Below are 23862 nucleotides of genomic sequence, written 5' to 3'. Positions count from 1 at the left end.
TAGGGTGGGCCATTGTTGTTTTAGGGGGGAAATCTTAGCCTTCAATTTGGGTTTCAAACCACGCTAAATATTTCTCAATTTGAGAAACGAGGTAATACGGCAAGTTGAGTAAGTGGACAGTTTTCCCGGCCGGTGTTGTTATCGTGGAGGTGAGTAATTGCCCTGCATATAAACGTACCGCCATATTGTGAGGCGCCAAATCCATAAACATAGACAAGGAACGCAATGTTCCTGTAGAGCCAGCTTTTACTTCAATGGGTATTAGTTTCTCTTCAAAGCGAAACAAGTAATCAACCTCAGCTGTCGCTGTTGTTTTTTCCCTTACCCAAAACGCAAGTCCATGTAACGCACTGTATTGTCGGGCTAATAATTCCTGTCCAACAATATGTTCTATTACCGTGCCCTGGTATATATTATCTAAATCGGCAGTTCCAATAATTGCTTGCTGCAGCCCCACAAAATAATTAAGCATGCCGGTATCCAATACATGAAGACGTGGCGACTTGCTGACATCGGGTAGCAGTGGGAGTACAGGACTCGTTTGTGGATAAATGAGGTGAATCAATAATGCTTTTTCGAGCGTTCTTAACGCCTCCCCCATTTCCCTTGACTTATACGACGATTTGCCGAAGTTTTGGAACTTGATCCGCTTACCTGCTTCAGCAAAACTTGCACGGATCACATGCCGGATATAATCAATCTGGTTGAGACCAGTTGCATATTTCTCAACGTCGTCCAGGTAGGAGACGAGCAAGGATTCATAAATGGGTGTAAGTGATGCCAGGTCATTGTTTGCAGCATAGTGTGCAACAATTTCGGGCATCCCACCTATGAGACAGTAAGTCCTGAATAACTTCAGCAGTGTGTCATGTGTGAATGCTGCAATTGGTATTGAGTGTAATTGCTGAAGGGCTGCAGTTTCTCCCATTGCGCCGAGAAATTCGGGAAATGAAGCGGGCTGAATTACCAGGTATTCAACCCGACCTACGGGGAAACTGATCTGAGGATCAAACAGGCTTTCCAACATGGAGCCTGCTGCTATGACCGGTATATCAGGAGCGTCTTCATAAAAATAGCGAAGCTGCTGAAGCGCTTCCGGCACTTCCTGGATCTCATCAATGAAAACCAGGGTTTCTGCCCTGTCTTCAAGCGATTTGTTCTTTAGAAAGAATAACGTTTGTAGCAGTGTATTGAAATCGGAAAATACTTCAAATGGCTTTCTATCAACGGGCAGTTCCAGGTTCAGGTATATAAAGTTGCTAAACTCCCGAGAAAACTGACGGACAACGGTTGTCTTCCCAACTTGCCTGGCACCTCTGATAATGAGCGGCTTACGCGAATCTTTGGTACGCCACTTTCTTAGCTCGGATATGATTGCCCGCTCGAACATGTCACAAAATTAGGGTAATATTTGACATTTTTTGTAATAAAATTAGGGTAAAACTTGACATTATATGTTACAAAATTAGGGCAAATAACTATTCCCTTGTCACAAAATTAGGGTTGCTTAGGGTTATGCGGCAGACATCATCATGCTTTCCCTTGCTACAAAAACGGGATCAGCTTCTCTTTAGCCGGTCAGCATGATAGCGTTTTGATTTACGAAATGGTGTTACTGTCCCTTTATCAACCTGATGGCTTTTTGCAGGAAGGTATCGCGGCCGGCCAGTATATCGGCGATGTTGCGTTGTAGTGGCTGGTCGATGCGAACGCCTTTTCGCTGGGCGACGGTGCCGTCGGGATAAAAGATTGCGTTGCCGGTGAAGGGAAACTCGTAGTTGCCGGGCAGGTTGATGAGTTTTCTATCGCCATCGCCGCCGGAGCTTTGCTCACCGATGGTGATGCTGTTGGGAAACAGTTTTTGCAGCACCATGGTATGCCATTCGCTCATACTGCGGGTATAGGGATTGACGATGATCACGACCTGTCCTTTGTAGCTGTGACCTTCCGGTACGATGCCGGGTACGAAGTAAGTATTGTTATCATCCAAATATGTGTAGGTACCTACGTTCTCTTTGTTGACCGTGTAATACCGGCCATAGCGGGCACTGTCTTTACCGAAGTAGCGGTATACCTGGTGTACGAACCCTCCCCAATCGGGATAGTCGCGCATATCGAAGATGATACCTTTTGCTTTTTCAGCGCGTGTGAAGAGTGAATCCAGGTGTGCCGTGATCTTTTCGTCGGGTATGGGCTCTATCAAGCGAAAGGTTTCATGAATATTGAAGTAGACCATACTGCTATCGGGGTATACGAGGCCGGTGCCTTGTGCACTGGGTCTGGCGCGCCTGGTAAAGTATTGGTTGAGTTGGCGGATAGCGCCGGTGTCCTTGCTTTGTACCAGTGGCAAGCTGATCTGTTTGGTAACGCCGTTATTGTTGACTGTAAGCTGGATCACTGGTTTGTTGGTAGGCAGCAGCAGGTAATTGTTGTATTGTCCGAGCCGGTATTCGAGGTGTGCACGGTTGGACGCTGAGAGCATGGTGGCCAGGGTATCTATTCTTGCAGACAGGTTAATACCGTCGACTGTGGTAATGAGATCGCCTGGGGTGATGCCGGCTTGCCGACATTGATCGGTGGCTATGAGTTCGGTCACGTACAGCTGCCCGTTGATCAGGGTATAATCGAAGGGCAGCAGGTATTGACTGCGGAATATCTTCCGGCGATGCTTCATTTGGTTGTAAAAGTCCCAGGTATGGGAGTCGTTGAAAGCTGCGCCGATCTTGAGCAGGATGGTCTCATATTGTTCTCGCGAAGTACAGGCGATCATCTGGGGGATGTATTGCGTGATGATCTTTTGCGCTGGTTGATCCATCAGGTATTTGTGGGGGAAGAGGTAGTCGAGGGTGCCTTGCAATTTGGCGAGGGCCAGCATGCGGTGTGCTATTGGCAGGTTGAGACTGTCGGCAAATTGATAAATGGGCTCGTTGGGTATTTCGGTGTCGAAATTGCGGGCGGGCAGGTAGTGGTGGTCGTCGCCCTGGTAGCGGTGGTCGTATACCTGCTGCAGCTGTTTGCGTAGGGCGGGCGACAGGTTGGCATCGCGGTATACCCAGACGGTATCGAGGTTATCGGTGAGGAGGGGTAGTGTGGTAGCTGTTGTCGTTGCGGGCGTGGTGGGCTTGCCGAGTGTGTTGACCAGTTGTTGCAGAGTCTGGTTGAGTTGTTTGCTGGTCTTAGCCTGGGTGATCTGCGGCTGGTACTCCAGGAAGACGGAATCGGCCTGGCGTTGGCCGGTGGCGAAGTCGGGGTGGTAGTATTTGAGCCAGTTCCAGGTTTTAAAGAAGGTGAGTTGCTTGGCCGTGGTGAAGGGCTGTTGGGGTTGGGTTCGCAATTTGGCCTGGGACGTGGTTAGTTGGGCTTTAAATCTTGTTTGGGCTTGGGCGGACAAGGTGACGGACAAAAGCAGTAGCCAGGTGTAACGCATCATTCTCAAGGGTGTGTTTGGTTGTGACGCGTGAAGGTAGTGCATCGGGGGCTATGGTGAGTGGGGAATATGGGGGGTGGGATGCTTCTTCAACTCTTGTTTGATGGCCTTCTCTTCGTTGCGGCCGAACACATTGGTGCGCGTGCAGATGTCGGTAAAAACCAGCTGCGTGGTATCGCCCTGTTCGTTTATCAGTTGTTTCTGCCAGTGGCCGTAGATGATGTAGGTTTTGCCGACTGTGAAATCGTAGCCACAGTCCCCGCGGCCTGTGCCTGTAAATATGTAGGCGCTGCCTTTCTTTATTTTTCCTTTGTAGACGGCTTTTAATTCGAGGGTAGCCATCCTTCTATTCGCGGTGGAAAGTCCGAGGACCGTTTGTCCATCGTCTGTCATTACCTCCCTTATCAGTACGGTATCCCGGAAGTCTTTTACCACTCCGTTCAGGATCACTTCTGTTTGTTGCACTATCCTGCTGAAGTCATCATTATACATGCAGCTGCAAAACCTTTCCTCGCGTGGGGATAGGTTCAGGAATAGCATCCAAAGTAACCAGTTCATGCTGTAGAGGTTGATGAAGAAGAACAGTAAGATAACGCAAAGCTATCACCGCAGCTAGTGGATTAGCATAGCTTTAGCAAACTGGGTGGTGTGGTCGTATTGCGAACGATAGATCGTGGGTTGCGATTTGACGTCTGTCGAGGAGAGGGAGGATAGGCCCGGATCAGGATGTGCGTAGGGTCTGGTATTGGCTAGATAGGGGCTTGGTAGGGGAGCAGGTCTCGGTAAGGTCTCTATAAGGTCCCCATAAGGTCTCTATAAGGTCTCTATAAGGCCTATTTGATTTATGTCAAACAAATGATTATATTTAATCATAGAACACGGTCTATTATTTACTATCCTATTCATAATCAATCAAATTCATGTTTTATGGCCAGGAACAGATCCCCGCTTGTCAAACTGCAAGGCACCATTGGTGACATGACTTTTGTGAAAAGCAACCGGTATGGTGAGCACGTGCGCGCCAAGCGCTATTCGAAGACTCCCTTCGTGATGACGGACGCCCTGCAGGTGAGCAAGGACCGTTTACAGGATTGCAATCGATATGTGCAACAACTCTTCCGGGGCATGCGTTCTGAAGTACACCATGGAGCTATGTGGGAACGGTTGCTGAGTATCTACTTTGCTTACCTGAAAGCCGGCAACCCATTTGGTCTGGTATGTTTCCAGGGCTTCGAATGCAATTTACAACATCCACTATCGGAAGTGTTGCCTTTTGGCTATCATTTTTCTGCAACGCGCGATCAAAATAAAGTGCAGGTACAGGTGCAGTTGGACGGCGCTCCTGCCGTAAAAGATGCCATGCCCCGCACCGGCTACCAATTGAGGGTACTAGCGCTTAGTCACAATCCTACCGGCACCGAATGCTACAAGCACCTCGCCCTTGGGCCTGTCACTACTTATGATGCACCACTAGCTCCTATCGAGCTTACCATTCCCCTACCCGATGCAGATACTCCCGTCATGCTGCTACTCGGTATCATCCCCCATACCCGCGGCGTAGGCGCCACTAAGATCATGAGTGATTCGGGGATGAAAGTGGTGTGGGTGGGGTGAGGGGTTATCAGTATCTTTTGCCTCAGTTTACCTTCAGTTACCTTTCGAACCGCATACAAACTGATACTTATAAATAGTTAAATAACTCGCTTTAAAAAGAGGAACCAACGCAACAACACATTTGCTATACCCAAACTCAATCAGTCAGAGATAGACTTAATGCACAATAGATATGTTTCTTCAGTCTAAGAATGCAACGTTAAATACAATGTCAACTTATTCCAACTTTTAAAACGAACTGACTATTGCAAGTTCGTTTCTATTTCTCTTATTCAGTAATCTCAAACGAACGATTAAATGATACAATTCAAACGACAAAATAAACAAGTACGGAGCTTTATTTATGGAATACTTATTTGAAAAATATCGTCCTCCCTAGCCACCTGTTTAACAGTACCAATTTTTCCCGACTCATTATATAATACCCATATGTAAGGATTGTCAGAATTATCACTTATTAATGTTTGAGTATTAAATTTTTTACAAATAACCATCGATAGCTCTTCAATTGAATAAACCAACTTAGTGTAAACCCATAGTTCAAATGAAAAATCGCCTTCCAACTTATTGTATTCAAATAAAATACCTTCATTTTGCGAGCCAATTTCCACATCAAAGTAGGCAATTGAATTAAGATTAACATTAAAGAAGTCAACTAGAATACTCATCATCTCTTTAACCTCTATGAAGTCTTTAATAATTACATTATGCATAATTCTATTTTTTAACTTCCTTTATTAAATTATAAACTTCCCTTGCATTTTGAAGTTGTTCAGATGTAGCCTTCATGTTTTTCAGAATTCCAGCAGACTTTTCAGTATCACCAAAAACATTTAAAACACCAAGCACTTTAAAGGTAGCTCTATCTAACCTAAAAAGACCTTTTCCACTAACTGGATATAGAGTTCCATCATGCGCCGAATACCATCTGCCATTTGTGTAAAACATGTCGCGGACCCTTGAGGCGTTTCCTGAGTTAATCGCCGCAACATCAGCTTGAAAATCGACCCCAGGCAATGCAACCGTGTTCCATTCTTTAGCCAAGGACTTTTGATTAATCTTTGTAGCAACATGTCTATCTCTAAGTGGAGACTTGAAGTTATGCGTTCCTTGATTAGCCGTAAACCAGGCCTTTCTTGTTAAGAAAGGGCCATTCATTACTGCATTATTTTGCAAATTGACAGACGCAGTAAACCATGCAACACTTTCGTCCTGATCTTCATTGTGAAAAGTCGATGTAAATTCAGCGACATTAACGCTACTCGGGTTTTTAAGTATTTCATTAAACAACCCCATCTTATCCTGATTGGTTAGTGAGCTAGCAAATCCGATTTTGTAAGTGTTACTTCCAAAAGTAACTACTGCTCTTGGTTGTATCGCGTACTTACTTTTACCTGCACCTAATGTAAAGAGTCGCATTAAAAATGGAATTTCGTTGTATTCCTTTGTCTTAGAAGGTATGTTTGTAAGGGTTGCAGTTCCATCCTTATTCAAATCAAGAGTGTAATGCTTCTCTTCCCCGCCATCTAAATCTATTGCTTGAATAGGTGTGTTTCCTGCGAATTGATAGGGCGTATACCAAGGATAATTCCTAGTCAAAGGATCCACGCTCAAAAATCTACCCAATCGCGGATCATAAATCCGCAAACCGTAATCCATTTGATTCCCGCTCCCCTTGACGTCGTTGTCATTTTCCTTACCGTTGAAACCATAGCGATAAATGCCATCCATTCCGTAAGGATCGGCGCCGGGATCGCAGACTGTAGTGGTTTGGCCGGGCAAAAAGACTACATGCGACAAGCTAAAGTTATCGATGGTGTATGGCACATTATAACCATCGTAGGTTTGACCGCTGTTTGATCGGAACATTTGGATCCTGATTCTATCCGCGCCTGCCGGGCATTTAAAGTTGAATATATTATTGCCAGATCCAACATAAAACATACCGTGCAGGTCACCTAAGTCCCAAACGCCATTGATCCGGCTGTAAATACGCATACCCATCCGCTTATCGGCCAGAGACTGCGTCATGGTAAACTTCAACAGGTATTCCTGCCCACTAACGGCGTCTATGTCTGTCATCAAATGACTCTGATCGACGTTGGTACAATTTACCGTGATCTTTTTATCGGTAGTACCTGTCAAACTGATCGTAGAATTTTCAGGAAGCAATGGCTTAAATGTCATGCCATTCGACAATACATTTACGCCATCCATTACCCCGTCATCGAAATTAGCTGATGCCACCAATGGGGTTTCAACATATTCACCTTTATATTTTCTGCAAACAAAATTATCCACCGAGAAGAAAGTTCCCACGCTGATCAGGTTTGATGATATACGCAACCTAATGTATTGCGGCATTACAGCAGGCGTCGTGAACACGAACGAGTGGTGACCTGTACCATTTTTCCTGGTCATTACCCTGTATACGTCATTCCCCGGAGTATGTGCCTGACAGTTGAAATAGGTGATATTGGTCGATTTCTCGACTATGTCAAATTCCATGACATAAGTCGTATTGGGTGCAACACCCGCCATTGGAATGAAGGCCGCCACCCCATCACTTGAGGTCCCGCCATTGTTACACCTGATGGCTCCATTCTCATAAGCAAGGGTTGCCGAATTCAAGCGCTGCCAACGAACACCATTTTGCCAGAAATCAGCGCCATTTTGCGTAACTCCCGATGTAAGGTCACTGTTTGCCACTTCCTCCGATGGCTCCTCGACCTCTTCACGGCAAGCCGCCTCAAAGGTCCGCTCCGGCATTTGCATACCAAACGGATAGTAATCATGCGCCGTTTTAACCGTTGCCGCCAGGGAATTATCTGGCTGCGTCGTTACCACATCCGAAACAACTGCCAGTACATTACCAAGGTGATTGGTTAACTCGTACGACTTTTTACCTGCAATACCCCACTCAGTCGCACCGTTTCCGGTGACCAACTCCATATTGGGCGACCACATACCTATCCGGCTGCTACCGTACAAGTGCTGCTCCTGCCATTTCTTTGGCTCGCCCTCTTTCTGTGTGTACACCCCTAACACGTTACCCTGTGCATCCCGTACATACCAGGTTGTCATTCGAACAGTAACATCCTGCCCATTTTCTTTATGCGTAAGTTTAGAAAACTTCTTTACGCGATTTCCACCAGGGTCGTAACTATACTCAATCCTATCCGGATCTGGCCCTGTCCCCTTTATGACTTTATCAATCTTTCCATACACTGTCCAAAATATATCGCTGTTGTTGTCCCTAATTAAATTGCCGATCCTGTCATATTGATAATCTTCCGTTTGTGACTCAATGTCCTCTAAATATGCCGGACTGGTGACAGCATCAGTTACCCGTTTCAGACGATTGTTCTGCAAATCGTAATCGCTACTAACAGGGTCTTGCGGCCCGTTATACAAATAGGTGAGATCATCCATCACCAATGGCCTGTCGGCCGTATTGGCTCCATTCCGCTTGTAGGTCTTTATATTACCATTGGCATCGTAGGTGATCGTCTCCAGGTATGCCTCAGTCAGCGAACTAGCTGACCAATTGATTGTTGATCCGGTCAGCGTATGCTGACGCATCTCTACCAGGCGGTTCAACTGATCGTACTGATAACTATAACCCACAGGATCTCCATTTCTAAACTTGCTGATCGCCAGTGTTGTTTTTGAAATGTTTCCATTAAACAGGTTCTTTCCTGTAAGATCTACTGCAGCACCTTGGTAATTTAAAGAGAAGGCAGTTGCCCCAGTACCAATTGGCTTGTAATCGTCCTTAAAATAGCCCAAAGAATAACCAAATACATCCTTCGCAACCGTTTGATAGCCTGACTTACCGTCCATGCCGATCTCTGTCGCTGCATTTAACTTGTCGCCATTCACCCCTTTTAACCAACCTTGCAAAGTATAAGCGTAATCTATCCCCTGCACCATTTGGGTACCGTCACCCAGTTCCGCCCGTCCCAGCGGTCCGTGGAGGTAATAATAATAGGACGCGTCTCTTTTGATATTGCTACCCAGGATGGTTCCGGAACTTGCCATCGTCAAGCGGTTCTCCGCATCGTAATCATATTTGTAAATAAACTGATCTGGCTTACCCTGTTGATAGCGTACCAGGTTCACCTTGCCACTTTGCAGATCGTACTCGTAGTCGATTCTATGCAAGTCACCACTTACATCCAAGCCATCCACCTGCTGCCATAAAGTCTTCACATTTCCGATCAGATCGTAATCATAATAGCTGGCATTGGTTACCGGCTGACCAGTTTCCGGCCTGAATAATGTGGCGCTCACCCGCTTGCGCAGGTTATTCTGCGTTAATGTGCCGTTGACACCCAATCCAGCTGCTGGACGTGCGTCGTAAACTGTTTCAGTAATTGATTTGTTGGTACCATTATTGGTGGCAAAAAATGAATTGATGGTAGACTCATCTACAAATCCCGGATTGGCTGGCATTCCGTTTGTCGCACCACTTTTCTCCCCCACCTCTGTGATTCTGCCTGTTGCCTTCTCATAGATCGTATAACTGTATTTGGGTCCACTGAACCGCTGCTCCTCATTTTGCGATGCAATAAGCCTGCTCAACTTATCGTACCAGAAATAAGAATCTCCTCCATCGGGCGATTTTTGACGTACTACCTGGCCAGTACTGTTGAATGCATAACTGGTCAGCAGTTTGTGAGCGGGATAGTAGGACCTGGTTGCATATTCAACCGGTACGATATCCTTAATCGTTGTTTGCAGGGTCGCCGTATTCCAAGTGAAGGAAGCCGGGGCAGGATTCAACACATGACCGTTACAGCTAATATCTTGGATTATAGCACCCGCCTGGGCCGTCAACGGCCAATAGGTGGCCAATTGTGTGTTGGCTGGCGAAACACCTGACTGATAGTTGTCGCGGATCTGTTGGAAAGTCCGGGCCCCGCGCCAAATCCTCACTTCATCAATACCACCCGTCATCACGCCGTAGGGACCACTACAAATATTGCTACCAGGGCATACGTATGCCATGGTCGACTGCTGCCCAGTCGCTACGAGTTGACCATTGATATACAAGAATGGAATCCTGTCTTCGTATACTACTGCAATATGTGTCCATTGGTTAATAGTTCCTTGCCATACCAGTAAAGCGGGCATATATCCACTGTCGTGCTCATATACGCTCACCCCATTGGTGCCTACCGACACCCCTACACCCGCTCCGATGCCAGCTCCGGCGTTGGTTGGGTATATTGCATATCGTTGCCCAGAAGTTCCCATTGTGGCAGTATTTATCGTACCATCATACAACTGGTCAATCTCATGTGGTTGATCAGGCTTGGCCCAGAACTCGATGCTGAAATTGTCCAGCACATTTTCAAAACGGCTATCGTTCATTGACAAATCGCCGGTTACCTGCATCGCTCCCTGATTATTTACCACCCGGGTTTCTGTGGCAGGATTACAAGCGTGTAGAATGTTGAAACGGCCCGCATGTATCAGCTGACCAGCTGAGAAGCCCTCATTCATCATACAGGAATTGGAGAAATTGGCAGTCACACCAGCCTGGGTGGCCGGCTGATTATAGAATCGGAGTAACTTAACATAGTTGTAGTTGGCCGGTGGCAAACTGCTTCCCGGTACCGCATCGAACGGATAGGCTGGCTGACCTGTAGTCATCAAGGTCAACTTTTTGCCCTCGAAGTAAACATCCCAGGTTCCATTCACGATGTTCGATGACGAAACCACCAGGTGACTCCACAGCTGCATGTTGACCGAGGTAATGTCTGCAACTGCCCGATTTACCCGTACCGGCGATGGCTGCAGGGTATATAACTCTACCCACAGCATATTATCCTTTACGGCGGCCTGCCATAAATACCGGTTATCTGGCGTGATGAATCGTACCTGACGCGTATAGTCACCAGGGTTGGCATTCAACCACAACTCAACGGATTTCGCCGTACCGGTATACATCGCATCACTCAATGCAGTTAGGCTCGCATACGGGTCTGTCACGGAAGGTAAACCCTCTCCGGTACAAGTTGCCGGATTGAAATTGCGCCATTGCTTTACAATATCCGTCTCTGCGAGCGACAACGGACGCACCCCTTCCGGCGAAATGGTACGTATCAGGTTTCCTGCCTGGTCGTAATAATATAGGGTATAGTGATACAATTGCTGATCGGTAGTAAGCTTCGCCATTCCATTGACCCAGCTGCATTTTTCAACATAGCGAACCTTGAACAGCCGCTTCTCCTCTTCTATATACGCGTCGTAAGCGATACTTCCTTTCAGTGCTGCAGCAGCTACTAAAGTCCTGAGGCAGGCATAAGGGTCCTGTTGAACGCTTGTAAATGGCGGCTCGTTACACAATATAGCAGTAGTATTGTTGACCAACGTCGCTTCATATTCCAGATACCGGCTATAAGGCATCAGGAAACCGAATCGCTGGTTCATGAAGTTGGAGAACACGTCCTCGTAATTACTATGCGCTGTAGACAATACGCCACCAAATTCGGCTGTCAATGCAGCCTTTGCAGCATCATAATCAGCCTTTTTGATGCATCCAACCATACCAGGTTCGAGGAATACAGGCAGCTGTATGCCCTGGTCAAGGATGAAACGGCAGTTATTGCAGGACTTTTCTATCATCGAAACTTCGGCTTCTGTTAGTGTCATGGCTGAGCCATAGATGTTCACCAGGTATTGGTAAAAGCTTACGCCAGGTGCTTCATTGGTGTGCTTGGTATGCAATTGCTGCAGCTGATCACACAAGGCAGCACTGGAATTGGTCAAGATCTTTGGTGTACCCTGTTGTTTAGATTCGTAGGGCAAGGGCGATTCAATCAGGTATGGATTGCAGTCCATGGTCAGGTTGGTGAGCTGCATGACCGATTTGATCACTTCTTTGAAGGAAGATGGGTTGGGATCGCCAGGGCGGGTAGTAGTAGCTCCCCAAGGATGATCAACGTCTCCACCTCTTTTGCATACGTCAATAAATCCAGCTTTTAGTGCTGCCCGCTTGGCGTCTCTTTCCAATTCCGGAAGGGCAGCCAAACAATCCTCCATTCTATCGACCCAAGCCTGGGCCTGGCTCTCACAAGATGAAATGATCTGATGCTTGATCTGGCCTAGTTGCTCGTTTTTAATATTTGCAACATCCTGTTGACCGATCGTAGTATTGTAATTAAATTGCTGGAAACGTGATTGTTTATACTTAAGTAAGTCGGGGCAAGTATTTTCTGTTGGGTTGCAAGGAGCAATCGGACCATTCACACAGGCCACCATCGGTACGCCATCGAAATTTAATACCGGAGGTACACAAAGCACCTGAGCAGAAAACATTGGTCCCATGAAAGACACCACCCCTACTTCATAAGTTGTTGTACCATTTGTAACGTATACATGTACCAAATAGGATTGATCTGGACACATCCCAATAATAGTACGCAACGTTATCACTAGCCCCTGTTCTCCGCTTTGGCAAGCTACGCCCTTCTCTACCGTAAATTGCGGGAAAGGTTCTCTGCACAAATTTGGATCATAGGGTGTTTGAGGAAACATAGATGAAGTGGTTGTGTTTTTTGCAGCAGGCGCACCTCTTCTACCCTGAAAGGTGGGTTCAGCTATTTCTCCAAAACAGTTAATCGTTTTAATTTTTAAGGCACCCAGGGGCATTCCAATCGGCACATCAACTGATTTCTCCGCCTCATTGTTATTGAAAGTAAGCGTTGACTGAATTCCGGCTGAAGCATATTCTGCGGGGTAGTACAGGCCTAATACCATTTGCCGCATGGCAGCACCCTTTGCATAAGTTATTTTCAATTGGCGCTGAACACCATTATTCGTTCCACTTTCCTGAATGGTGAAGTCAGAGATATTGGCACAAGTCGATAGTCCAAGCGGCGTACCAACCTGGCACTTGCCTAAACAGGCCCCTTCGCTACGCGCTATGTTATAATATCGTTCCTTTAGTTGAAAGTAATATTCCCGATACAACAGCCACTCCCGATCGGGAACCCGGCAGGCCCCATTAGGCCAGCAATTAGCCCACGAATCCCCAGAAGGCGCGCCATTAGAATTACCTTCAGAATCAGAACAATATAAGATAAACTCTACCAGCTCTGTCAAACTCTTGACAGGTGATAACGTCACTAGTTGCGACATCACCCGATGGCTGTACTCCTGCAGGTCTGTACTCATCTGGGAATAATAACCTGCGCCAGGTGCTCCTGGTGCAAAGAATGGATCCTGCGTCAGTAACCAAGCAGCATTGTTATTATCATAAGACAAGCCATTGGTTAATGGTATCGAAGCAATTTCCGAAACCTTGTTGATGTTGATCTTTACCTGCTCATCCCAGCCCAGGAACTGACTATTGGAAATACAGAATTCCAACTTACAATATTCAGGATGGTATTTAAGGAACCGCTGCGCCCATTCAGGACGCCAGTATTTCACCAGCTTTTCAACTGTAAACGTGGCATCGTGGGGCGAAGTCATCGTACCATCTTCCTGGTAGAATACTTCGTCTTTGTATAGTTGCGTACTTGTAGGTAATTCAGGAAATTCCTTTCTGAAATTTTGCACAAGTACATTGGAACTATTTTCCAAAGCCAGGAATGGAGTCGATTGGAATAACGCAAACTGACCGCCGGGTGACACGTCCAGCAGCATCAGCTTTTCGTACCTGGAACACATATCAGGAGCACAGGTAGCCTGCTTGCTCAGGCAATCTGCCAACAAAGCGTCGTATCGGTTATAAGCAAGCGTTTGCAATGCCTGCTGATCGGCCAGAGTAAGTTGGCTAAACTCCATTTTAAACTCCGCCAGCTTATCTTTAAATACCTGGAAGAAATCTTCCCGCGCGCCCAAGGTGGCCTTACAGGTCACACACTCGCTGAAGCAACTGCTAAAGTCGGTTGACCCCAGGTAATCCAGTACGAAATTAAACTGTGTACGGAGGTCTGTATTCTTCCTGATGTACTCTTCCGTATAATCGTTAATAACATCTCTGTCCAGCTTCAGCTCGAAGGTGATAAAGTACTTACCAGGCTCGGGAAAGCTTCGACAGACATAATCTTCCAGACGCTGATTTTTACTACAATCGGCCAGTTTTGAGCCAACAATGACATCTTCGGTCTTATACACCTCCACTTCACAATCATTGGTGATCTTTATCGACATCTTGTAATAGCAATTGCTGCAGATCTGGGCGGTATTGCCCTGGTATTGCTCGATCAATTGATTCAACCCATAGTCCAATCTGAATGCCTGATTAGCCTGGGTGGCCATCACAGTGGTATTGGCCGTGATACTCAGGTTCCGGCTATCGAATTCAAATTCGGCAGCAGATAGCAATGAAAGCACCTCAGGTTTAGGGTCTTTTTTCGACCCCAGGGCTTTAAGGTTTGCAGGATTTCCACCAGTCAGCGCCGTGGCAATCGTTTTTCCTGCGGCATTGATATAACTGATGCTGAGCTGTCCATTGGGGTCTACTACCATGTTCTTCAGGTAGTGATTGTCATACCCTACATCATTACCAAACAACCTGTCAAGCTCCCAGTCACTGGGTTTTCCGTAGTAATTGCGTGTTACAGCAGACCTGGGGTCACCAGCATCACCCGTTACACTTAAATCGACACCAGGTTGGAACTTTGGTCCCACACCTCCCTGGGTCTTAACACGACCCGTATTGTCATTCTCGTAGGTCGTTACAGAGAATGGATACCCTTCGGCATCCGGCACGTAATTGTGGAGATTCTGCTCACGCGATTCGGCGTCACCTAATATGCTACTGCCCAGGAAAGGATTAGCAGGGCTGTAATAGGCCGCAGCACCCAGCGTTGTTTTCAAGGCATCCGGCTTGAATTCACATACCGATAACGGAGATTTAACGATGTCGCTATAATTGTATCCCTTATCGTCGCTGTTTAGGTTAAAATTGCCGTAGTATTTTAGTTTATTGTCATTGTGCGGTGCCGGCAGGATATTGGCTGCAGGGCGGCCGAATTCATCATAGATCGTTTCCTGAATGATGGCGATCTTCTTATCGTTGTTGACGGTCACCGTTTGCCTGTTTCGCAGTGATCCATCAAAATAGGACACCACCTCCTTTTTCTTACCTTCTTCCGCAAAAGTGGCACTGTATTGCCAGTTCAGTTTCTCCTGATGCCAATTATCTATCTTCCAAATGGCGTACTTATTATTGTTATTCGTATAATTCCACCCATGCTCCATTCGGTATCCTCCATCCGGATATTCTATTCCCCGCATCCGCACCACGATATACTTTTCGTTGTATGCCATGGTGACATCATATTCCATAGCCGTGGTAGTGATTCGTGTTGCATTGTTCTTAAAAAGATTGTCGAGTGTTTCTTGCGTACATGTGTTACACGTACCCGCTACCATTTGACTTAGTTGGGTCTCAAATTCGGCTCCTTCATCAAATACCGCCCACTCTATATCGTATTCGTCTGCTCCATCTACAACTGTCCAGGTAAGGTGCAAAAAATCCTGTGGCTGATCCAACTGCCCACCCACATACCGTTGCATGAGTCCTTGTTCCGCTTGATCAAAAGAACCAAAGATGCGGAGGGGCTGACTGTCATTGTACCGGTATTTTCTATCGATGGTTATTTGGCTGGTCAACTCGAGTATGGCAGGAATCGTGTCGCCCAATTCAGGCGAAGTGATATTATTTACCGTCACCTTCACCCAATATCCGTTCGTAAATTTATAAATGTCTTCCCGTCTCCAGCCGGCTACTCCACCTGGCTTATAATCGACCTTCAACTTCACATTGTTGATCTCAATGGGCTCTGCCTGCTCTACATTGGCGAAGTACTCTATCTTCAGGTCCAACTCACAGGAAAACTTCTTTTTGAAAGCGGCAGACGAATCGTTGATCAACCTTAGTACCAGCTGGTTGTTGACTGATTTGTTGGTGATATCAGTCCAGACAACTGCCGGATTTCGGAACTTTTCGTCTTTCACGATCAGGGAATCTCCCTGCCTGATCTTACCTGTCAGCATATTGCGGTATGGTTCCACACCCCCGAAAGCTGTGCAGGTAATACAAATCGTGAGAACAAACAACATCAAGCCACGTTGCCAACGTGTTGGCGTAGTCAGGTAAAGCATATAAAAGCGGAGTATTGAGATAAAGGTTTAGGGAGTTATCGTGCTACTAATTCATATTCACTGTAAGCCGTTGAGCACTGCCATTGGTCTTTGTTTTTCACCACAAACTTTTGTTGGCGAAAGCAGGAGTCCGGTATCGACACATTCGAAAGCTGTGCAAATTCGATCGTCATGAGTTTATCCGCCTCCGTATTGAGGGGATCGGATAACTCGGATTGACGTAGGAATATTTTTGTTATCCTATTTACCACGCTATCGTATGTCACCGAAAACTCTTTGAAATTGATGTTGTTGGGTGAAAGCATGGAGATGGTCATTGCTGCGCCCTGCCTGTCCTTCTTCATGGTATACCCCTCAGCGGTGATTGTTTTAAACAGTTGCCGAAGATCTGGCATGCCCCCTCGCATCACGCTCCTGGGTGGAGTAACAAGGATCTTCCTCGCATTGTGGTCGACCAGCATATAGCCGTCTTTTGAAAACAGGTTTTCTGTCTGGTCGATGCGGAAGTAGCAGTTTGCACCTTTTCTCGCATATCGGAATGGTACGTTTATCATCGCGTGGGCAGAATCCATTTTATCGATGGCCGTGAGGCGTGCATCATAATAACAATTTACGTTCAACGAGTCGAAAGGCCTTAGCCATTGGGTCATTTCATCGAGCATCGCCAATTGGGCAGGATCGGGGGTTTCCGTTCTTTCGGCCTGCTTTGGTTTAGGTTCTTCTTTCTTCCAGTTCTTTATTACAATCCTATTCGCCAACAACCAGGTAGTGCCGATGACGGCCACTACCAGCAATATCATTTTAAATATCCCGCGCTTCATTGTAGTATGTTTTTAGGGATTACTTTTTCTTTTGAGAGGATCTTGATTCCTTAATGGTCAATATGCCGCGTTCGGTTTCTTTCTTCACCCGTACCAGCCCTCCTTCGTTATCATACTCATAGAATGTAGCGAAGGCGTTCTCATCCATTTCTGCCATCAGACGAAGCGTTTTGGCATCGTAGGCGTAAGTTTTCATCAGGGAGGCAAACGGATGTATGCGGATGTCATCGATCTGCTTATCGCCCCCGTTGGGTAAAATGGCTATCGATACGGCAACATTGGCTTTTTCGGTGCAGACCAGATCTGGCATTGTAAAGGTTCCTTCTATCAGGCTCCACTTCTCGACATAGGCTTTCCGTTTCAGTATGATATTAAAACCGTTTATCGATAGCGTGATAGGAAGGCTGGTATTGACGGAAGGCTGTTCTTCTTTTACCCAGGCGCTGAATACGTACTCCATTTTAGGCATCGGCTCGAAGCCCAATGGAAAGACTGTAGGTTCTGGTGTAAGTGTAAATTCACCTTTCGTATTGGTGAATAAATAGGGCCATTCCTTTGACTCTGAATAGTGTGCCCTGGTATCGAGGGTTAGCCCGGCAGCTTTCAACGTCAGTGAGTAATTGCCGCTGTGTGCAAGGTTTGCAATATCGGGCTTAAGATCGCCACTGCCATTTTTCAATGCCACCCGATAGCAGGCTGTGAGGTCTTCAGGCGTTGGGCAGAGCTTAAACTTCGTGTCTTCAAAGCTCTCGAAAAAGATCTCCCTGCTTCTGGCATTGGAGGCTACTGCATTGGGCAGTTGGCCCAGGAACGAGAAACTGGCTGCGGAGTATCGACCCAATGCATCTTTGTTTTCGAGCTCCTGTCCATATTTATCATATACCGTAACGGTGTTGGCTGTTACCCAATTTTGTACAGCCGTGTTGGGTTTCCAGGATTGCCCGTCCAAATACCAGTAAGGCTTGAACGAAGCGAATGTGCCGCTGTTCCGGATATCGGCTCCTTTCTTTTGTTCGTTGAACAAATCATTGTGGTTGCGATCAACCTGGAACACTTTGGTTTCATTGGGTCTCCAGTTCCCTTTAGCGCCTTTCACGTACGGGTTGACTACCCGATCCAGTTCGTACTTACCACATCCTTCACAGGCACTGTATCCTGCGATAGGTATGGGGCAAGAATAACGCGTCAGTCTTGTATGAGGTGGATTGGGATGATCCCGATACACCTGTACACGCTTACCTAACAGATCCCTGGCTGTAGAAAAAATAATTTCCTCTTTGGTAGTCAGGTTAAGACCGGCCTGAATCAGTTCCTCGTAAGTTTTGTTGTACACCTCAAATCCCGCTGCCTGCACTCCACTTTCACTTGCAAATTCGATCAACACCTTGTTCTTTTTGTACGGGAAGTTATAGGGACGTACATGCCAATTATTTCTGTTGGATGGGTTATCTGCCGGCATTGAATAATCATAATCGTCGGTGTTAATCGTTATCACCATTTTCTGATCGGCTCCAAATCCGATATAGTAGTCCCCGGGCTCTGGAACTTCCACACAGAATTCAACGCCTACCCAACCAACGTCATTCGCATTGCCTTTATACAACCAAATACCGGATTCATTCAATCTACCACAGAAACCCAAGTTGCAATCAGACTGGTTGGGCGTGTTATTGATTACGCAACCAGTTGATGCATTCGGCGTTACAATAGCAGTTGATTGAGCACTGGTGGATATTACCTGGTTTTGGGTACTGTCTACAAGTTTGGTCTCAGCCAAACTTTGGCTTTCGGCTGTATTACCTAGCAAATCATTTCCACTCGGGCACGCGCAACTCCCTCCCCAAAAAAAGCTTTTCCTTGTTTCAGGAGCGCTATTATTAGTTTTATAAATCAATGCTCCATCCATCCCATAATGTGTGGCCCTGCTACCTGGCACCAGGTTAAAACAAACATCATTGTTCTCAATAGGCAACCGTTCACACTCACCATCTTCATTGAGCACATAACCAGGATCGCATGTAAGACATTCTGCTCCTGTAGACCAATTCTCATCGAAATTCACTGCGGACGCCGTCAGCACCTTCCACGCAGCGAGTTCTTCATTTTTGGAAAATGAAAGACGTTTTTTGCCCGTGGCCGGATCGATCACTATTGGATCTTTCAGGCACACGATATTCGCAGCAGCAGCTCCCAATACATTTCGATAGCCAGATCGAATCACCTTGATATCCTGTCCACTCAAGTCCTCAACGAGCTTACCGTAACGATCAACCAGCTTTTTGGTCATGGCCCCGCCGGTGCTCGTAGCCGACTCTATGATCCAATAACGATCGGAACTGCCATTGACTGAGAGGCTCACCAGTTCATCCCCTGGCTGTAAGAAGTTAGCATAAGTGTTGTTTTCTATTGCCCCGGTTGCTGTGGTTTTGAAACCAGACAAAACCGTTCCGAGGTTCTGGTACGCGGCTCCCATCGACGGATGCATCCAGTAAGCCGGAAAATTAACCGTGTATACAGGATCTCCGAATTCGTTTTGAGACCTTGTCACCAGGGGTTGACCTGTAGCGGCATCGAATACCAGGTTGTCTGCATTTATGGTAGACCCATTTTCTTTCTTTATGACCTTCTCTACAATTCCATATCTATTGATCACTTTCATGGTACAAGCGGAACGGAATAGCCGGTAGTCATCATTGTGTTTGTACGGGAAGTGGGGGAAGGGTCCACCAATGAAAATAGCGTAGATCAAATCCATTCCCAGCATCACATTTTCACCAATTGTGCTCGACTCCTGCTGCCGCATATCTGTGAATAGTTCAATCTCCCGGCCAATCACCTTATTCTCTTCTATTTGCCCATTCTTATCGATCACGGTTACCTCGTTCCGCAGTTTCCATTCATCTGCACCGATCATTTCTTGCAGGTATTTAAATTCTGAAGAGGACACCTCCATATCGGCCCTATTAAATACCCGTACGGCTTTGGGTTTTCCGTGCATGTCATTTAATTCGATAACATACCCCTGGGAGAAGGTCATTTCGTGCACGGACCAACCTCCAAAGAAAGAATACCATCCAGAGGGGCCTTGCTGATTCAGCTTATTAGATAATGCGTTTGTGATAACCGGAAAATCTTTTGCCGTATAAAACTCGTTCACAACGTACCCCGTTCTTTTGGCAGGGTCGGCTACTCCATCCTTATTCAAGTCCTGGACAGTAACTTTCCCATATCCCACTGTAGGAGCGGGGAAATAATATTCACCGAAGGGCTCCTCCAGGTTGAAATAATTATTAAGGCCCTTTTTTACATATTGCATATAGGGCACAGGCATCTTGAGTGGATTTTCATCATTGCCTATGGAAGGCTCATTGGACGCTACCCCAAACTCATATTTGTATTCCTGACCATAGGTGCGGGTGAGGTTGTTATTGTTGCCGGACATGGTGGCCCAATTGTCGGAGATCATGATCTTCTTCACGCGCAATCCCCCACCCTTTTTTGGACCATCCCATTTAGCCAGCCGCACAAAGCTTTTCTCTAGTTTGAACTGGTTGGCCCATCCTTTCTTTTCAGCGGTCTCGTAGAAATTACGAGTCAGTTCTTTCAAGTTCTTAGCAGAACTGGCAATGGCACCTACAGCCGCTTCTATAGCTTTTCCCACATTGTTGACCGACACGCGATTCTTGTAGCCGTTGTACGCATACCGGGGGTATTCCGTTTTTAGTTTCTGATAGGCAGCTTGCTGGATGGGGTTCATCGTGACGCCACCGTCGGAAAGTGTCTCAAAAATCAAGTCGTAGGTATCAGCTGATACTTTTCTAAAATCTACGATCTTGGCATAACAGGGCACAAAGTCATAGAAATCGTCATTACTCGCAGGTGCTGCAGGGTCCAAACCTCCCATGTGCACAAACATCCTGGTAAATATATAGGATGATCCATTGAGGAAATTATTGCAAAACTCCTTTAACGAATTCGTCAAGGGCTTTCCTGGAGCAATCACCCTAACCCCTACAATTTCCTTTACCCCTGTTGCCTCTCCGCCTGTCGTATTTTTTATCACCTTATCGACCTTCACCAACTCCATGGCCCGCCTGTTCTGCACATAGCTGTAGCTATCCGATTCGTAAGAAACGTTTATACTACCACCGGTTGGCAGGTCTATTTGCTTCAATTGCCACACGCCAACATAATCATCGGTTGCAGTTCCCTGAATGGTATAGGGGTGTTGATCGTTTTTCAACGGTATACTATTAATAGATGTATTGGCATCTCTAGGCTTATAGGTCCCCCACCGGTCGGTTTGCATAAAGCCATATTGGACAGCGTCCGGCTGCCCTGGCATACCCAAATTGTAAGTGAACTTATAAGGGTGATTTGATCCCTTAGGACTGTTGCCATATAAAAATTCAACCATCAGAAGTGTCAACTTACCAGGGAGCGGCTTATCAACCACTGTTTCAGGAACATTAAAGTTTGGTACTTTGGGAAACAATGAATAATCGTGTTTAAGTCTCACTATTTTAATCGGCCTGTTCGGATCAGCTTTAGAGTACAAGCGAATCTCTTTAAGTCTTTTCTGTGGAGTGCCGGCGGGATGTGTTCCCACTACCCCCTCTACGCCCATCGCATCATACCGGTTTTCGGTTATGAAAAAAGCAATCTTTGTTTTGGTCTCGATGGAATGGGGGTACCAAAGTTCCTTTTCGCCGTAGATGAAACTGCCTTTGTCATCATCCGGATCGGCAAGTGAGGCCTTTGCCACGGTCGCTTTGTTGGCCTGGCCCTCGCCAAGACCAAACGGCGTACGCCATTTGTAATCACCCGCGTATGTGTAATTGAACTTGATGGCAGTGCCCAGGTCATCGTCCGTGATGCCATCTCCTGTAACATCTACATAGTCGGGTGACAAAATTCCGGACAACAAATAACTGGAGGCGTAGGCCGGTTGCGTTTCTGTACGGAGGTAATTATCGTTGTCTGCATGTTCGCTTTGTTTTACTTTAAGGTTGTCCTTCAATGCCACAGTCACCAGGTTGTTGTCATCAGACACATAGCCACCTTCGCCGTTCTTTTTTCCTATGGCATAAGAGATGTCTTTCTGCGTTTTGTTATATACTGGAATACCGTACACATTGCGTTTACCAGCTTCATCAGTCACCGTAATTTCGGAGATATGGTCTCTTCTACGTAAACCGTCAGTACGGCCTTTTGGTGGATCCACCTGTCCTTTATGACAAAGGATATCAGCATCAATGGTCTGATCTCCAATTGCTTTATACGACTGGATCTGCTTGTCCAATCCCACCTTTGATGCTTCTTCCGCTGTTAAATATGAAATGGCTGTTTTTCTACGCTCTTTTTCCACCTTCTTTATGCTGGAAACGTTGGTGGGCGTACCACTCGCTGTTCGCCACCTCGACAAGGCATTTCGACCAACAATATCTACCGCTACGGGCTCTGTCCCTTTCATCTTTTGCACCAGGGCCTCATCTTCCTGGCTCATTTCTCCGACCTGCTTAAAAAATACATGCTCTTCTTTCGGATTGTCTGAAGGCGATTGAAAGTCGCCATTGGCCATGAATTGATTATCTTTTACCCATTTGCCACCTTTATTGGACATGGTCTGGTTGAACAAGTTGACCCCTGTATGTACGCCAAAGCCAAAACCACCATCGAGCCCCAGCGTTTGGTTCAGTGACTCGTCCGTAGCTTCATTGTCGAATAAAATGCCGGAACCTCCTCTGTACAACCTAAATTGCCCCGTACCTGCCTGGCTGGTATAAGAAAACAAATCTGGGGTAGCTACCGGTACTGCGAGGTTAGGCAATTCGGGTATAATAGGATTCTCCTTTTCACGCAGCAGGTCCATCATGGCGTCTGCTCTATTCTTGCCTCTGTCGGCGTACAAGAATCCGTACGCAGGTGTACTTACATCCCGGTCTTTCACTTCATTTTTCGTTACGTACCCCGTAATACCACCACCTGCAAAAATGAACCAAGCCGTAGGCCCTGTATTGAAGGTGGCCGAGCCATGTGACGATTTCATGGCTAGTTTTATAGATGGGTTGATCGCCGGCGTGTTAAAGGAAGTGGATTTGCCATATACATCATTGGCTGCTCCTTCATTCAGGCTGAAGGTGGCTCCCAGGGTCCGCTCCTTTAATCCTCCCCGGCTGTTGTAACTACTCGTACCAGCAATGCCTGGTGAAGCCAGTGTATTGTCATTGATCAACAAATGTGTTTGCAGGGAAAATTTCTTCTGCACATCTACACCACTGGACGTTTTGGAGGTGACGCCATATCCCATTTCACCGGTCAGTACACCAAAACAGTCTGTCCACTTGAGACCAGCATTAGCCCCCAACTCTGCACCGATGCCTGTGTAGTTGTTACTAAAGATGCCCATTGCCAGCGACCCAGACGTACTGAACCCAAACGGAAAGCCTGCCGTTTCGAGTGTTCCTGTAAGTTTACCGCCCACTGTGACATTGGGTTTTGTAAATTGATCTGTCGTATATCTGTCTCCACTAAAATCATCCGGTACACCACGAACCTGCCGGTTGATCGAACCGATGTTGACATTCCACCCAAAGCCGGCCCAAGAGGCCTCGTCATCATTGCCCATGCCCGATTGATAGCTCAGGTTGATCGGGTATCCATCAATATCCAGCAATGGTAGATTATAACTGAAGTTACCGGTGAACATATCCACCATATCCGTTACTCCTGCCGGCTTGAAGGTGCTCACTTCGGGCTGCACGGGGCCGGATGTCAACGCCAACGCGGTTGCCGGCAACAAGGTTTGAGTGGCAACGATTACCAGCATAAATGCTGCAATGGGCTTCCGGTATTTGGTTCTCAGGCTCATGG

8 protein-coding genes are annotated in these 23862 nt (G+C 46.6%); 1 reads left to right on the top strand and 7 read right to left on the bottom strand.

From position 1 onward, the window contains the following. Positions 1-34: 34 nt before the first annotated feature. The 3 genes from P2W70_RS04750 to P2W70_RS04740 all read right to left on the bottom strand — a co-directional run bounded on the left by P2W70_RS04750 (position 35) and on the right by P2W70_RS04740 (position 3985). Positions 35-1390 carry an ATP-binding protein gene (locus tag P2W70_RS04750; protein ID WP_276480276.1) on the bottom strand — a complete coding sequence of 452 codons (1356 nt, stop codon included), beginning with the start codon at positions 1388-1390 and terminating at the stop codon, positions 35-37. Positions 1391-1612: 222 nt separating this feature from the next. Further along, positions 1613-3334 carry a S41 family peptidase gene (locus P2W70_RS04745; RefSeq protein ID WP_276480275.1) on the bottom strand — a complete coding sequence of 574 codons (1722 nt, stop codon included), beginning with the start codon at positions 3332-3334 and terminating at the stop codon, positions 1613-1615. Between the two features lie 144 nt (positions 3335-3478). Further along, positions 3479-3985, bottom strand: coding sequence for a hypothetical protein (locus P2W70_RS04740; RefSeq protein ID WP_276480274.1), 507 nt, complete (start codon positions 3983-3985; stop codon positions 3479-3481). A 369-nt stretch (positions 3986-4354) separates the two neighbouring features. Here P2W70_RS04740 and P2W70_RS04735 point away from each other — a divergent pair, with 369 nt between their 5' ends. After that, the gene (locus P2W70_RS04735; RefSeq protein ID WP_276480273.1) at positions 4355-5041 is read left to right on the top strand and encodes a hypothetical protein; all 687 of its coding nucleotides are present in this window, start codon (positions 4355-4357) and stop codon (positions 5039-5041) included. 341 nt (positions 5042-5382) lie between these two features. On the opposite strand, the gene P2W70_RS04730 is transcribed toward P2W70_RS04735, so the two are convergent. Genes P2W70_RS04730 through P2W70_RS04715 form a run of 4 tightly spaced genes read right to left on the bottom strand, consistent with a single transcriptional unit; the run spans position 5383 to position 23860 of the window. Beyond that, positions 5383-5754, bottom strand: coding sequence for a hypothetical protein (locus P2W70_RS04730; RefSeq protein ID WP_276480272.1), 372 nt, complete (start codon positions 5752-5754; stop codon positions 5383-5385). A 4-nt stretch (positions 5755-5758) separates the two neighbouring features. Continuing rightward, positions 5759-16168 (bottom strand): LamG-like jellyroll fold domain-containing protein, encoded by a 10410-nt coding sequence (locus P2W70_RS04725; protein WP_276480271.1) that lies wholly within the window; start codon positions 16166-16168, stop codon positions 5759-5761. A gap of 35 nt (positions 16169-16203) precedes the next feature. After that, positions 16204-16989 (bottom strand): hypothetical protein, encoded by a 786-nt coding sequence (locus tag P2W70_RS04720; protein WP_276480270.1) that lies wholly within the window; start codon positions 16987-16989, stop codon positions 16204-16206. Positions 16990-17008: 19 nt separating this feature from the next. Then, positions 17009-23860 carry a hypothetical protein gene (locus P2W70_RS04715; protein WP_276480269.1) on the bottom strand — a complete coding sequence of 2284 codons (6852 nt, stop codon included), beginning with the start codon at positions 23858-23860 and terminating at the stop codon, positions 17009-17011. Positions 23861-23862 lie beyond the last annotated feature (2 nt).

Source organism: Paraflavitalea pollutisoli, assembly GCF_029360705.1.
GTDB classification, from domain to species: Bacteria; Bacteroidota; Bacteroidia; order Chitinophagales; family Chitinophagaceae; genus Paraflavitalea; species Paraflavitalea pollutisoli.
Note: the sequence above shows the minus strand (reverse complement) of the source record. Positions and strands in the feature narration are given on the sequence as shown.

What these genes read in the sequence shown, in the direction of transcription:
- P2W70_RS04750 (WP_276480276.1), bottom strand. Translation starts at nt 1,390, where the DNA reads ATGTTCGAGCGGGCAATCATATCCGAGCTAAGAAAGTGGCGTACCAAA.
- P2W70_RS04740 (WP_276480274.1), bottom strand. Translation starts at nt 3,985, where the DNA reads ATGAACTGGTTACTTTGGATGCTATTCCTGAACCTATCCCCACGCGAG.
- P2W70_RS04735 (WP_276480273.1), top strand. Translation starts at nt 4,355, where the DNA reads ATGGCCAGGAACAGATCCCCGCTTGTCAAACTGCAAGGCACCATTGGT.
- P2W70_RS04730 (WP_276480272.1), bottom strand. Translation starts at nt 5,754, where the DNA reads ATGCATAATGTAATTATTAAAGACTTCATAGAGGTTAAAGAGATGATG.
- P2W70_RS04725 (WP_276480271.1), bottom strand. Translation starts at nt 16,168, where the DNA reads ATGCTTTACCTGACTACGCCAACACGTTGGCAACGTGGCTTGATGTTG.
- P2W70_RS04720 (WP_276480270.1), bottom strand. Translation starts at nt 16,989, where the DNA reads ATGAAGCGCGGGATATTTAAAATGATATTGCTGGTAGTGGCCGTCATC.
- P2W70_RS04715 (WP_276480269.1), bottom strand. Translation starts at nt 23,860, where the DNA reads ATGAGCCTGAGAACCAAATACCGGAAGCCCATTGCAGCATTTATGCTG.